This window comes from Arthrobacter sp. UYCu712 (assembly GCF_040547005.1).
GTDB lineage: Bacteria > Actinomycetota > Actinomycetes > Actinomycetales > Micrococcaceae > Arthrobacter.
This window is the reverse complement of the sequence record NZ_JBEPOZ010000042.1, coordinates 1-12,505: the sequence shown is the minus strand read 5'-3', so window position 1 is coordinate 12,505 and position 12,505 is coordinate 1. Positions and strand designations below refer to the sequence as shown.

General features: G+C 65.9%; 13 protein-coding genes and 2 pseudogenes. 7 read left to right on the top strand and 8 right to left on the bottom strand.

Annotated elements, in window-relative coordinates:
* Window positions 1-338 precede the first annotated feature (338 nt).
* From ABIB51_RS22505 to ABIB51_RS22480, 6 genes and pseudogenes are all read right to left on the bottom strand, one after another.
* Window positions 339-755 (bottom strand): annotated as a pseudogene (locus tag ABIB51_RS22505) (arsenate-mycothiol transferase ArsC); the annotation flags it as partial.
* Entirely contained in the window at window positions 752-1,318 is a 567-nt protein-coding gene (locus tag ABIB51_RS22500) for an arsenate reductase ArsC (RefSeq protein ID WP_354191586.1), read from the bottom strand. The gene ABIB51_RS22500 and the pseudogene ABIB51_RS22505, both read right to left, overlap by 4 nt.
* Before the next feature lie 66 nt (window positions 1,319-1,384).
* The gene (locus ABIB51_RS22495; protein WP_354191585.1) at window positions 1,385-2,764 is read right to left on the bottom strand and encodes an FAD-dependent oxidoreductase; all 1,380 of its coding nucleotides are present in this window, start codon (window positions 2,762-2,764) and stop codon (window positions 1,385-1,387) included.
* 180 nt (window positions 2,765-2,944) lie between these two features.
* The gene (trxB, locus tag ABIB51_RS22490; protein ID WP_354191584.1) at window positions 2,945-3,937 is read right to left on the bottom strand and encodes a thioredoxin-disulfide reductase; all 993 of its coding nucleotides are present in this window, start codon (window positions 3,935-3,937) and stop codon (window positions 2,945-2,947) included.
* 28 nt (window positions 3,938-3,965) lie between these two features.
* Window positions 3,966-4,388: an arsenate reductase ArsC gene (locus tag ABIB51_RS22485; RefSeq protein WP_354191583.1), complete on the bottom strand. Its 423-nt coding sequence runs from the start codon at window positions 4,386-4,388 to the stop codon at window positions 3,966-3,968.
* Window positions 4,389-4,648: 260 nt separating this feature from the next.
* Window positions 4,649-5,323, bottom strand: coding sequence for an arsenate reductase/protein-tyrosine-phosphatase family protein (locus ABIB51_RS22480; protein ID WP_354191582.1), 675 nt, complete (start codon window positions 5,321-5,323; stop codon window positions 4,649-4,651).
* A 45-nt stretch (window positions 5,324-5,368) separates the two neighbouring features.
* Between ABIB51_RS22480 and ABIB51_RS22475 the strand changes: the two genes are divergently transcribed.
* The 4 genes from ABIB51_RS22475 (at window position 5,369) to ABIB51_RS22460 (ending at window position 7,717) form a co-directional block, all read left to right on the top strand.
* Window positions 5,369-6,109 (top strand): aquaporin, encoded by a 741-nt coding sequence (locus ABIB51_RS22475; protein WP_354191581.1) that lies wholly within the window; start codon window positions 5,369-5,371, stop codon window positions 6,107-6,109.
* A gap of 130 nt (window positions 6,110-6,239) precedes the next feature.
* Window positions 6,240-6,590 carry an ArsR/SmtB family transcription factor gene (locus ABIB51_RS22470; RefSeq protein WP_354191580.1) on the top strand — a complete coding sequence of 117 codons (351 nt, stop codon included), beginning with the start codon at window positions 6,240-6,242 and terminating at the stop codon, window positions 6,588-6,590.
* Window positions 6,587-7,111 carry a GNAT family N-acetyltransferase gene (locus ABIB51_RS22465; protein WP_354191579.1) on the top strand — a complete coding sequence of 175 codons (525 nt, stop codon included), beginning with the start codon at window positions 6,587-6,589 and terminating at the stop codon, window positions 7,109-7,111. The genes ABIB51_RS22470 and ABIB51_RS22465 overlap by 4 nt, the downstream gene beginning before the upstream one ends.
* Before the next feature lie 75 nt (window positions 7,112-7,186).
* Window positions 7,187-7,717, top strand: a complete 531-nt coding sequence (locus tag ABIB51_RS22460; RefSeq protein ID WP_354191578.1) for a DinB family protein — start codon at window positions 7,187-7,189, stop codon at window positions 7,715-7,717.
* 90 nt (window positions 7,718-7,807) lie between these two features.
* On the opposite strand, the gene ABIB51_RS22455 is transcribed toward ABIB51_RS22460, so the two are convergent.
* Window positions 7,808-8,980 carry a DUF8462 domain-containing protein gene (locus ABIB51_RS22455; RefSeq protein WP_354191577.1) on the bottom strand — a complete coding sequence of 391 codons (1,173 nt, stop codon included), beginning with the start codon at window positions 8,978-8,980 and terminating at the stop codon, window positions 7,808-7,810.
* 204 nt (window positions 8,981-9,184) lie between these two features.
* Between ABIB51_RS22455 and ABIB51_RS22450 the strand changes: the two genes are divergently transcribed.
* From ABIB51_RS22450 to ABIB51_RS22440, 3 genes are read left to right on the top strand one after another with little or no spacing between them, the layout of a single operon-like run.
* Window positions 9,185-10,414 carry an MFS transporter gene (locus ABIB51_RS22450; RefSeq protein WP_354191575.1) on the top strand — a complete coding sequence of 410 codons (1,230 nt, stop codon included), beginning with the start codon at window positions 9,185-9,187 and terminating at the stop codon, window positions 10,412-10,414.
* 4 nt (window positions 10,415-10,418) lie between these two features.
* Window positions 10,419-10,778: an ArsR/SmtB family transcription factor gene (locus tag ABIB51_RS22445; RefSeq protein WP_354191574.1), complete on the top strand. Its 360-nt coding sequence runs from the start codon at window positions 10,419-10,421 to the stop codon at window positions 10,776-10,778.
* Between the two features lie 48 nt (window positions 10,779-10,826).
* Window positions 10,827-11,249, top strand: a complete 423-nt coding sequence (locus ABIB51_RS22440) for a YkvA family protein (protein WP_354191573.1) — start codon at window positions 10,827-10,829, stop codon at window positions 11,247-11,249.
* Window positions 11,250-11,503: 254 nt separating this feature from the next.
* Here ABIB51_RS22440 and ABIB51_RS22435 read toward each other — a convergent pair.
* Window positions 11,504-12,269: pseudogene (locus ABIB51_RS22435) on the bottom strand (ISL3 family transposase).
* Window positions 12,270-12,505: the final 236 nt, after the last annotated feature.

The following is a 12,505-nucleotide window of genomic DNA, read 5'->3' as shown; positions in this document are numbered from 1 at the left end:
CTCCGGTTCCCAGCATTTCCGCTGGTCTCCCTCGCGGCGACTTAGAAAACAATACACCCACACACCCCCCACCGCAACTCCGATCCGCAGGGTCCCGCGGTCACCCGAAAACCGCGCCAGCACTGGGCCGAACGGTCCATTGGCCCGCCAAATTGGAGTTCATCCCTACCAACTCAATCTGTGCAGTACGTCACCCGCGCCGGCTCCTGGCAGCCGTGGCGTAATAGAGCACGCCCCACCCGGTGGTCTGGGTGCTGCACAGCGCAACGAGGCCGCCGCGCGGTGCACCCTCCGCGACCAGTGTCCGGGATACCGCCGGGGCGGGCATGGCCTAGTCCCCCCGTCAGCTCCGCATGCAGCTTCTGGACCCGGGCCTTGATGTCGTCCCGGACCAGGCGTATGCGTTCCATACCTTCGATGCCGCGCGTCGAGGGCTCGTCCGTGTCCCAGACTTCCAGGCGGGTGCCTTCGTGTGGTTCAACTTTAGCTTCGGTGCCCAGGACGATGACGACATCGACCGTGTTCAGGACCTCGCCGGTGACGGGCTTGGGGTGTTCGCCGGTGATGTCGATTCCGAGTTCGGCCAGGGACTCCACGGCCTGGGGATTCAGCGACCGGCCGGGTTTGGTTCCTGCGGAGTGCACCGTGACCGCCCCGTCGGCGAGCTGGTTCATCAGTCCGGCGGCGAGCTGGGATTTTCCGCCGTTTTTGCTGCAGACGAACAGGACGCTGGGTGTTTTCGTGGTCTTGGTCATGCGTTTGCTTCCTCCTTGTCTGAGCTGGGGTCGTGGAGCAATGATGCGGCCAGTGCCTTGATCCGGCCGTGGATTTCGTCGCGGATGATCCGCACGGCCGCAACGGGCAGTCCGGCCGGGTCTGTCAGCTCCCAGTCCTCGTAGCGCTTGCCGGGGTAGATCGGGCAGGAGTCGCCGCAGCCCATGGTGATCACGACGTCCGAGGCACGCACGACGTCGTCGGTGAGGGGTTTGGGGTAGGCCCGGGTCAGGTCAAGTCCCATTTCGGACATCGCCGCGACGACGGCGGGGTCCAGTTCCGCCGCCGGCAGGGAGCCGGCGGAGCGGACATGGATCCGGCCCTTGGCCTCGACGGTGAGCAGGGCTGCCGCCATCTGGGAGCGGCCGGCGTTCTGCACGCAGACAAACAGCACTTCGGGGACCTCGGCGGCGACGGCTCCCTTGGATTTGGCCAGCGCGGTGAGCCGGTCGTTGGCGAAGTGTTCGGTGGTGGCCGGAAGGTGGGTGGTGATCTTCGCGGTCCGGGCCAGGGCCGTGCTCCTGCAGCCCCCGGCTGGTTTCATACCGTTTTTCGTGGGGTTCCGTCATGTCAGCACTCCAGATAGGTGGTTCATGGAAGGGTGTCTGCTTCAGTTGTTTTCGCCGGAGCGGCCGTGGGAGAGTCCGGTGGGGAACCCGACGAGCACGGGCTCGGGAGCGGCGCAGCACGAGGACTCGGATGCCACGTCGACGGCGGCTGCCGGTACGTCGCAGCTGGTGCCGGCGTCGGAGGAGCAGACGCCGGTTTCGGGGAGTTCGAGCTGGACGGTGTCCGCGGCTTCGCGGTCACCGGCCAGGGCGGCGGCGACGGAGCGGACCTGTTCGTAGCCGGTCGCGAGCAGGAAGGTCGGCGCGCGGCCGTAGGACTTCATCCCGACGATGTAGAAGTCCTTGTCCGGGTGAGCCAGCAGGGCCGCGCCGTGCGGGGGGACGGTGCCGCAGGAGTGGAATTCCGGATCGATGAGCGGGCCGAGCTCGGTAGGTGCTTCGACGGCCGGGTCCAGATCCAATCGGAGTTCACGCAGGATGTCCAGGTCCGGGCGGAAGCCGGTGCAGGGAACGAGGACGTCGGCCTCGAGGGTCCGGCCGTCAACGGATTCGACGGTGACGTGCGAGGCGAGGGATTTCAGCGAGCTGATGCCGAAGCCGGTGTGCAGTTCGATGGTTCCTGCCTCGACGAGGCGGCGCAGGCGGGCGCCGAGCTGGCCGCGGGCGGGCAGCCCGTCGGCGTTGCCGCCGCCGTAGACCTTCTCGGCGGACGCGCCGCGGACGGCCCAGAGGATCCGGGTGTCCGGTTCTTCCTTGGCGAGGTCGGCGAGGTTGATCAGGGTGTTGGCGGCGGAGTGCCCGGCGCCGACGACCAGGACACGGCGTCCACCGAACGAGGCACGGTCACGGCCGGTGACATCCGGGAGCGGCGAGGAGGTCCGGCCCGCGGCGGACTCTTCGCCGATCGCTGGAAGTCCCGAGGTTCCCAGCGGGTTGCGGATGGACCAGGTGCCGGAGGCGTCAATGACCCCGGCCACGGTGTGGTCGCGGGTTTCTCCGTCCGCGTGCTCGACCCGGACGATGAACGGTGTCCTCTCGCGGTTGCGGGTGTGGGTCTTGTCCATCCCGGCGCGGGTCACGGCGATGACCCTGGAGCCGGTCTGCAGCTTTGAGCTGATGGCCGGGAGGGCGGCCAGTGGGGTGAGGTAGTTGTCGATCAGTTCCCCGCCGTAGGGCAGGGCGGTGGGGCGGGGTGATTCCCAGCCGGAGGGTTCGAGCAGGCGGACGGCTGCGGCATCGATGTTGTACTGCCAGGGGGAGAACAGCCGGATGTGGCGCCACTGCTCGATGGCGGCTCCCGCGGCGGGGCCCGCTTCGAAGATCAGCGGTTCCAGGCCGCGTTCGAGCAGGCGGGCCGCGGCGGCCAGACCCACGGGGCCGGCGCCGATCACGGCAACGGGAAGGGTCTTCGCTGAATCCATGGTTTCCTCTGTTTCATCCGTAGGTGTGGCGGTTCTGGCCGGGGTGCCTGCCGGTCCCGGGGGGCCGGCAGGCGGGAGGGTGTTAGCAGCAGCCCTGCATGTCATCCGGGCAGTCCTCGCAGCAACCCGAGTCGCTGCAGCATCCTGTCGTCATTCAGCTCACCCCCTCTCCGTTCGGGGTCAGGCGTGGGTGGGTTCTTCCACCAGGGCCGTGGCGATGCTGTCCGCGTCCGCTAAGGCGGCGAGGTACCGCTCGGCATCGAGGGCGGCGGCGCAGCCGGTGCCGGCGGCGGTGATGGCCTGGCGGTAGCGGTGGTCCACGACGTCCCCGCAGGCGAAGACGCCGGAAAGGTTGGTGACGGTGGAGGGCGAATCCACTTTGATGTAGCCCTCGTCATCCAGTTCCACCTGCCCGGCCACGAGTTCGGTCCTGGGGACGTGCCCGATCGCCACGAAGATGCCGGTAGCCGCCTGTTCGCGGGTTTCGCCGGTGACGGTGTCGGTCACGGTCACGCCGGTGACCTTGGTGTCGCCGTGGATCTTGGTGATGGCCGAGTTCCAGGCGAAGCGGATCTTGGGATTGTCCTTGGCACGCTGGGCCATGATCCGGGAGGCACGCAGTTCGCCTTTGCGGACGACGACGGTCACGGACTTGCCGAACCGGGTCAGGAACGTCGCTTCCTCCATCGCGGAGTCGCCCCCGCCGACGACGATGATGTCCTGTTCCCGGAAGAAGAACCCGTCACAGGTCGCGCACCAGGAGACCCCGTGCCCGCTGAACTTCTTCTCTTCCGGCAGGCCCAGTTCCTTGTACGCGGAACCGGTGGCGAGGATGACGGCGGGAGCCGCGTGGGTGGTGCCGGCGCCGGTGACCACGCGCTTGAGGTGCCCGGTCAGCGTGGCTTCGGTGACGTCGTCGAAAACCACCTGGGCGCCGAATTTCTCGGCCTGGGCCTGCAGGCCGTCCATCAGTTCGGGTCCCTGGATCCCGCCGGGGAAGCCGGGGAAGTTCTCCACCTCAGTGGTGTTCATCAGGGCGCCGCCTGCCGTGACCGACCCGGCCAGGACCAGGGGCTTGAGGCCTGCCCGGGCGGCGTAGATGGCGGCGGTGTAGCCGGCGGGGCCGGACCCGATGATGATCAGTTGCTCGGGGGTTGGGCTGGCGGTGCTCACGGAGGTCTCCTGGTGCTCGGGACGGATGTTACTTGGCGGCGGGGGTGAGGGATGCGATGAGGTCCTCGATGCGGGCCTTGATGTCGTCGCGGATCGGGCGGACGGATTCGACGCCCTGGCCGGCGGGGTCCTCGAGTTCCCAGTCCTCGTAGCGCTTGCCCGGGAAGATCGGGCAGGTATCGCCGCAGCCCATGGTGATCACGACGTCGGATTCCTTCACGGCCTCGGTGGTGAGGATCTTGGGGATTACGGCGGACATGTCGATGCCGAGTTCCGCCATGGCCTCCACGGCTGCCGGGTTGACCTTCTCCGCGGGCGCGGAGCCGGCGGAGCGGACCTCGATCCGGCCCTGGCCGAGGGTGGTGAGGAAGGCGGCGGCCATCTGGGAGCGGCCGGCGTTGTGGACGCAGACGAAAAGGACGGAAGGCTTCTTGGCGGCTTCGTAGCTCACGGGGTTTCTCCTGGAATCAGTTTTCGGTGACCGGCGCAATGCGGGCTGTTTAGATCCTGCGACCCGACACGTGCAGCGCTCAGCGGAACATTGATATTGATCGATGTAGACAGTATTGGACCATAGATTGATGATTGTCAATATTTAGGTGATATTGGCGTCACCGCCTCGTCGGGCATCCCGGCAGGCCCTGGATGGGCACTGCGGGACATGCCCCTTGTCCGTAGCGGAAAGGAGTGCGCGGGCATTGTCGGGACGAGTTAGGCTGCGAGTACGCGCGGTGCGAGGTCGGCGATCCGGTGGGCGATGTCATCGAAGGCATTCTCGAAGGCTTCGTCGGTGCCCAGGCGCAGCGGATCCGACACTGACCAGTGCACGCCGCCCAGCCCGGCCAGCTCTTCGTGGGCGTTATCGCACACGGTCACCACGAAGTCCCCCTCCCCCGCCACCTGCTCCAGCTTGCGCGGAGGATGGTCTGCGAGGTCCACGCCGTGACGGCGGGCGACCTCGATGGCGCCTCGGGCGATGCGGTCCGCGGGATGCGTTCCCGCCGACGTCGACGGGATTTCACTGACCTGCTGCCAGAGTGCGGCGGCCAGCTGGGACCGGGCACTGTTTCGCGTGCAGACGAACAAGACGCGGCGGGCCCCGCGTTCGGCTCCCGGCACCAGGCCCTCCAGGGCGCCGGCAGCAAGCCGGATATAGCTACGTCGCCTGTCGGCTTCGGAGCGGTGGCGGATTGCCAGACCCGCGTCTTCCAGGGCGCGCAGATGGTGGGACAGCAGATTCGACGGCATCCCCAGCTCAGCCTGCAGCTCCGTCGGGGAGAAGTCCCCCAGGGTCAGCAGATCAACGATGCGCAGCCGCGCAGGATCGGCGAGGGCCGCGTGTTTGGCTACCCGGGCCCGAAACCCGTCTGCTGTCTCAATATTCATTGGTTCAATTTTGACTGAGTTAATTCTTTGGGTCAAGCTGTTGCCATGACTTCTAACCAGCCGCCGCTGTGGCGTCGTGCCGTCGCCGAACTGCTCGGCACCTGCCTGCTCGTGACCATCGTCGTCGGCTCCGGGATCGCCGCACAGCAGCTCTCCCCCGGTGACGTGGGCCTGCAGCTGCTCCAGAACAGCACGGCCACGGTGCTGGGCCTGACGGTACTGATTCTGGTGCTCGGGCCCGTGAGCGGCGCGCATTTCAATCCTGTGGTCTCCCTCGCCGACTGGATCCTGGGCCGGCGCAGTGGTGCCGGATTGACCCTGCCGGAGCTTGGCACCTATGTCGTCGCCCAGATCGTGGGGGCGGTCAGTGGCAGCGTGGTCGCGAATGCCATGTTTGAGGTGGGCACCTCCATCTCGGCCAAGGAGCGCGCAACCACGGGGCATCTACTGGGTGAGGTTGTCGCCACCGCCGGGCTTATCCTGCTGATCTTCGCCCTGGCCGCCACCGAGCGTGGCGTTCTCGCCGCGCCGGCGGTAGGCGCTTACATCGGAGCCGCGTACTGGTTCACGTCGTCGACGTCGTTCGCGAACCCGGCCGTGACAGTCGGCCGCATCTTCACTGACACCGTCGCCGGCATCGCCCCTGCCTCCGTTCCCGGCTTCGTCCTGGCGCAGCTGATCGGCGCGGCAGTAGGCCTTGGCCTCCTCCTCATCCTGTTCCCCTCCGCGCCCCGCACTGCTTACGACGTAGTCCTTCCGCGCAGTTCCGAGACGGCCAGCCGGTAGCCTTCGCCGGCACGCGACGGGCCGGGCCGCCTGTACCTCAGCTTAAGTACGGCCTGCGCCCGGGTCGCTCCCGGTCAACGGCTTGCGGCTCATACATTGATGATTGTCAATATTGGGGCATAATGGGTACATGAACTTGCTTCCTGCCCTTGAGCCGGCCACGGATGAAGCCTGCTGCGCCCCGGCAGGAATGCCTGCCCTGGGCGCTGAGGAGGCGAAGCAGAAGGCCGTGGTCTTCAAGGCGCTGGCCGATCCGAACCGGCTGCGGCTGCTCTCCATGGTCAAGGCCGAATCCTCCGGTGAATCCTGCGTGTGCGACCTGACCGGTCCACTGGAGCTGGGCCAGCCCACCGTCTCCCACCACCTGAAGGTCCTGGTCGATGCGGGTCTGCTGCACCGCGAAAAGCGTGGCACGTGGGCCTATTACTCCCTGGTCCCCGGGGCACTGGAACAGACCGCCGGACTCCTGGCGACCCTGTGACCACGCCGGAACCCTCCTCGGTCACGATCCGTCCCATGTGCGAGGACGACTGGCCGGCCGTCCAACGGATCTACCGTGAAGGCATCGCCACCGGCCACGCCACCTTCGAATCCGAAGCGCCCGACTGGGAACGGTTCAACGACTCCAGGCTCCTCCGCCACCGGCTGGTCGCCGGAACCGCAGAAGGCGGGATCCTTGGCTGGGCTGCCGTCTCCCCCGTCTCCGCCCGCTCCGTCTACAGCGGCGTGGTCGAACACTCCGTCTACATCGCAGCCGAGGCACGCGGGCAAGGCCTGGGCGCAGCGCTGCTGCGGGCCTTGGCAGACTCCACAGAGAGGGACGGGATCTGGACCATCCAGGCCAGCGTCTTTCCCGAAAACGAAGCCAGCCTCAAACTCCACCTGGCCAACGGCTACGTCGTCGTCGGGCGCAGGCACCGCATCGCCAGGATGACCCACGGGCCGCTCACCGGGCAGTGGTGCGACACGGTCCTGATCGAGCGCCGTTCCCCCGCCATCTGAGAGCCACTGCGTCAACGCATTTCGGACCTACCGGACCTCATCCGGATCCAGGCCTGAAGAAGGGGACGGCAAGACGTGGAACCAAACAAGGCGGAAATCCTGGCCGGATACAGCCGCGCCCGCCATGCCCTCGACGCCTGGTTGGAGAGCGCGACGGCCGCGGATCTTCGACGCAGGAGTAGCGGAACCCGGTGGACCAACGAAGAGCTGCTGTTCCACATGGTTTTCGGATACATGATTGTGCGCGCATTGCTTCCGATGGTCCATGTCATCAGCAGGCTCCCCATGCCCGTCGGTAAGGCCTTCGGCGCCGTCCTGAACGCGGGAACGCGCCCGTTTGACGTCCTGAATTACTGGGGCTCCCGGGCCGCAGCCCTCGTCTACAATAAGCATCGGATGGGCCTGAAACTCGAAAAGACCATCACCGCCATCACCCGCCGGCTGGAACGGGAGAGCGCCAGGTCCCTGACCGGGGCAATGCCGTTTCCCGACAGGTGGGACCCGTTCTTCGCCCCGACAATGACGCTCAAGGACGTCTACGCCTACCCCACACTTCACTTCGACTTCCACGCCCGACAGTTGAGTCTCAGCCATCCGCTGCGATAGGTGGGCCAAGCGCAGGGAACGATTAGCCCCGGTACTGCCGGTGGCGTGCGCGGCCGGTCCCTGCGAATCCGTTCCGGCCTTCCCGTGTGGCTATTCTTCGAACTGGCGGCTGATGAAGCCTGACATGCCGGGAACTGTGAAGCGGACGGCACCATGATCGGGGGCGTAGATGAGGCTTTTGGAGATGAGGCTGGCTCGGGCGACGGTGAGTTGGCTTGCTGCGCGGTTAAGCCGTGATGCGACTTGTGCGGTGGATGAGGCTTCGTCGTGGTCTTCGGCCATGGCGCGGAGATACTGGCGTTCGGCCGGTGTCGCGCGCTGCCAGCGTGATCTGAAGAACCCGGCGTCGAGTTGTTCTGTCCCCATTTCGATGGCCAGTCGGGCGTCGTCAAGGTTCACAGTTTTGCTGGAGGATACGTCCCAAACGGCCTTGCCGTAGGCCTGCAGGAAGTAGGGATAACCCTCTGCCGCTGTGACGATCGCCCGAAGTGCATCCGCGTCCAGGTGCGCGCCCAGCCGGTTCATGGGGAGGCTGATGGCGTCAGCAGCCGACGCGTGGTCAAGGGCTCCGATGGTGCGGTAGTCAAAGAGTCGTTCGGAGTATGACCTCGTGGCGCTGAGCTTTCCAGGCAGGTTGGGCAGCCCCGCCCCGATGATGAAGAACGGCCAGCCCTTCTGGCCGGCCATGTGCTGGACCGAAATCAGCGCGCCCAAGAGCTCGTCGTCCAGGTCCTGCATCTCGTCGATGAAGATTCCGAAGCCGCTGCGGGCTTTACCCATAGCTGTGGCTACGTCTTCGACGAGCTCCTCGAGGTCGATGTCCAGGTTCCCCGAGTCCGCCCGGCCTTCGGTGGCACCGAGTGTGGCTGACACTCCCGTAACGCCGAGGGTTACGTTGAAGGAACCGATGCTTCCCAGGACATCCTTGACGTAGTCCCAAGCGGACCTGGTGCGCAATCTCCTCGCCCCCGCCTCGATCGCCCTGGCCAGTTTTTGCCGTGTTGCCTTCCGGCCGTCCGGAGAGGGCTGGGCTTCTATCTGCACGACGAACCAGTCATGCCGCTCAGCCTGGGCGGCGAAGTTGTTCAGCAGAACGGTCTTGCCGACTCCCCGGAGCCCGGAGAGGAGCATTCCCCGCTCGGTGGCTTGGCGTTTGGTCCTGACAATCAGGCGGTCGAATGCCTCTATTTCTGCTTCACGTCCCTCCAGCGCTGGCGGCTTGAGGCCTGAGCCGGGGGCGAAGGGGTTCATGTCGGAGTCCACCCGGACAGTCTATAGAAAAGTATGAGGCGATATAAGGATCTTTTTATATTGGATGATATTCCTTTATGCACCAAAAAATGGCCGACAGAACACTTCCGGGCCTCCAAGCCTCAAGGAGCCGTTTTGGATCAGGGACGAAGTGTATTAGGTTTACAAGTGCACACGTAAGCACCTATTGATCCCGGTGATTCCAAGGAGTCCCTTTTGATTGAAGTCCTGGCGGTTCCGGCCTACCGGAAGCTTTTTTCGGCCCAGATCGTCGCCCTGCTAGGCACCGGCCTGTTGACGGTGGCACTGGGACTGCTGGCCTTTGACCTGGCCGGCGGTCAAGCCGGCGCCGTTCTGGGCACGGCCCTGACGATCAAGATGCTCGCCTATGTTTTCGTTGCCCCGCTGATGGCGGCCCTGGTCGAGCGGCTGCCGAAGAAAGCTGTGCTTGTCGGAGCGGACCTGATCCGGGCGGGTATCGCGCTAATGCTGCCGATGGTGGACCAAACCTGGCAGATCTATGTCCTGGTCTTCGTGCTGCAGAGTGCTTCTGCAACCTTTACCCCGGCGTTCCAGTCACTGATCCCCGTGGTGCTGCCGGCTGAACGGCATTACACCCGGGCCCTCTCGCTCTCGCGGCTGGCCTACGACCTGGAATCCCTGGTCAGCCCGGCACTGGCCGCGGCGCTTCTGACGGTTCTGTCCTTCCACGAGCTTTTCCTCGGGACGGTGGCCGGCTTCCTGTTCTCCGCGGCCCTGGTACTCACGGCCAGGCTGCCCGCAGCACCCGCGGCCCGGCAGGAAGGGACGCTGTGGCACCGGACCACCCTGGGCGCCCGGATCTTCGTAAAAACACCGGAGCTGCGCGGACTGATGGCCCTGAACCTGGCCGTCGCCGCTGCAACGGCACTGGTGCTGGTGAACACCGTCATCTATGCCCGGGACGTGTTCGGCGGCTCCAATACCGACGTCGCGATCGCCCTGGCCTGCTACGGCGCCGGATCCATGGCGGTCGCCCTCACGGCACCCGGAATCCTGGACCGGCTACCGGACCGGGTTTTCATGAGGGCCGGAGCAGTACTGCTTTCGCTCGGGCTCACCGGGGCCTTCTTGCTGCTCGCTATTCCCGGGACCTGGCCGGTCCTGCTGGGACTATGGGCGCTGCTCGGTGTCGGGACCTCAATGATCAACACGCCCTCGGCGCGGCTGCTGCGCCGAGCGGCGACGGACAGCACCCGGCCCTACATCTTCACCGCCCAGTTCTCCCTCTCCCACGCTTGTTTCATCATCACCTATCCCGTCGCCGGCTGGATCGGAGCCACCGCCGGCCAGCCCGCGGCCGCGGCCGTGCTGGCTGTGGTGGCTACAATCAGTACAGTAGCGGTCTTCAAGTTCTGGCCCGCGGCCTCCAGGGCCGGTTCCGTGCCGGCGACTATGAAAGGGTAAGCCGGTGGAACCCGCACAACGCATCCCGGCCGCCAGTCTCCACCACCCGGACGTCCCGGACGCCCGCCGCCTGGACGCGGCCACGGCCACGTTCCGGATGCTCTCGGACCCGACACGGCTGCAGATCCTCTGGCTCCTGGCTCAGAAACCCTCCGATGTAGGCTCCCTGGTGGAGCGCACCGGGGCATCCCGGACCTCGGTCAGCCAGCACCTGGCCAAGCTGCGCTTCAGCGGACTCGTCACCACCCGGAAAAACAGCCGGCACGTCGTCTACAGCATCTCCGACGGACACCTCACCCGCCTCGTCATGGAAGGCCTGAACCACGCCGACCACAAAGTCACCGGCGAACCCGTCCATGACTGACCCTCGGGCACGAAACGCTTTGGCGCGCACCCCAGAAGAAGCCACGGCGTGAACTGCTGGGATGCGGCGATCGCAGTCGCGGGCGGGGTCGTCCTAATCTATGCCGTACTGCTGGTTCTATTGGCCCTGTACGCCCGCCACCACCCGGAAACGGTGGGCATGAAGGAAGCGCTCCGGCTGCTGCCGCACCTGCTGGCCCTGCTGCGCCGGCTGGCCGCGGACCGGACCCTGCCGCGCGGGATCCGGGTCCGCCTGGTCCTGCTGCTGGTCTACCTTGCCTCGCCCATGGATCTGGTCCCGGACTTTCTCCCGGTGATCGGATACGCCGATGACGTCATCATCGTGGCCCTGGTCCTGCGCTCGGTCATCCGTAAAGCGGGCAAGGGACCACTGGAACAGCACTGGCCCGGCACACCCGCCGGCCTCGCACTGATCCAACTTCTGGCCGGAACAGCGGCAACCGCCCCGTGAGCGGCCCCGGCTCACCGGCACCCTGACATGTCCGGCCCGTGGCAGCCAAGAAAAACGGGCCATGCCGACGTACGCTTGCATGTACTTCCATCGGTGCACCGCCTGCGGTGCGGCCCCGAGCGTGCCAGGGGCGCAGTTCATACGCCGCACAGCACAATCCCCCGTCCGGCACTACGCACGGTCCGGTGGAAAACCGCAAGCAGGGGCAGGACAGTTAGTGGTCGACCACAGGTCGCTGGAGGATTTCCGGCTCTTCAGAATTGAGAGTGTAGTTGCGGTCTGAATCCGCCGGATTCCAGGAGGGATCTGGCGATGTAGTTGGTGAGGTTCCGGAAGCCGAGAGCGGAGCCGCGTAGGTGCTCGAGCCGGCCATTGATCGCTTCGGTGGGGCCGTTCGATGTGCCGGGTCGCTCGAAGTAGGCCAGCACGTCTGCGGCCCGGCGTTCGAGGGTGCGGCCGAGAGTTTTGAGTTCGGTCAACGCTGCGGGGACGCCGCGGCTGAGGGAGTCGATCACGGCTTGCATCAGCTCCCGTCCTTTGGGTCGGTCCGGTCCCCGGTAGGCGGCAACCATGCGCTGGTAGGAGCCCCAACCTGCCTCAACTTCGACATGTGTATCGATAGAAGACAGGGTTTCAAGGCGTTGGCGCTGTTTGTATGTGAGCAGGTCGACGCCGGTGCGCAGTGTCCGCCGGGCTGAATACAGCGGGTCTCCGACCCGTCCGCAGTGCCCACGCGTCTGTTGCTGAACCCGGCCCGCACCCGCTGCAGCTGTAGCGGCGGATGCTCACCAGCAGCGTGGTCGGCCGCCATCCGAAAGGTTCATGGCCCAGTTGGCGGGTCACCGTGTCCCGGGGAACGCCCTGACACCCGCACCTTCTGCACCAGTCATCGGGTTCAACAACACGGCAGGACAGGACGGCAGGATCCGGGCGGAGATACTGCCCGGTCACTTCGAGTCCGAGCCCGTCAAGACGGCAGAATGTGGTCAGGTCAGGGCATTGGAAGGTGGCGTTGAACACGAGGGCCTGGCGGTAGAGGAATCATGATCTAGACAATCTGATTCTCTCCCAAGGCCCTTGCCTCAGCTGCAACGACCACCCGCCCCGGACCCTCACACGGCAGCGCTGACTACACTCTCAATTCTGAAGAGCCGGTTTTCCGGCCCTTCGCATTTGAGCGTGGTTAGGGCGGTCTGAGGCTGGCGCCGTGGCGTTGGCCGTTTCCTGTGCGGCGTGGTGCGGCGGGAAAGAGGTCA

What these genes read in the sequence shown, in the direction of transcription:
- ABIB51_RS22500 (WP_354191586.1), bottom strand. Translation starts at nt 1,318, where the DNA reads ATGAAACCAGCCGGGGGCTGCAGGAGCACGGCCCTGGCCCGGACCGCG.
- ABIB51_RS22495 (WP_354191585.1), bottom strand. Translation starts at nt 2,764, where the DNA reads ATGGATTCAGCGAAGACCCTTCCCGTTGCCGTGATCGGCGCCGGCCCC.
- ABIB51_RS22480 (WP_354191582.1), bottom strand. Translation starts at nt 5,323, where the DNA reads ATGAATATTGAGACAGCAGACGGGTTTCGGGCCCGGGTAGCCAAACAC.
- ABIB51_RS22475 (WP_354191581.1), top strand. Translation starts at nt 5,369, where the DNA reads ATGACTTCTAACCAGCCGCCGCTGTGGCGTCGTGCCGTCGCCGAACTG.
- ABIB51_RS22470 (WP_354191580.1), top strand. Translation starts at nt 6,240, where the DNA reads ATGAACTTGCTTCCTGCCCTTGAGCCGGCCACGGATGAAGCCTGCTGC.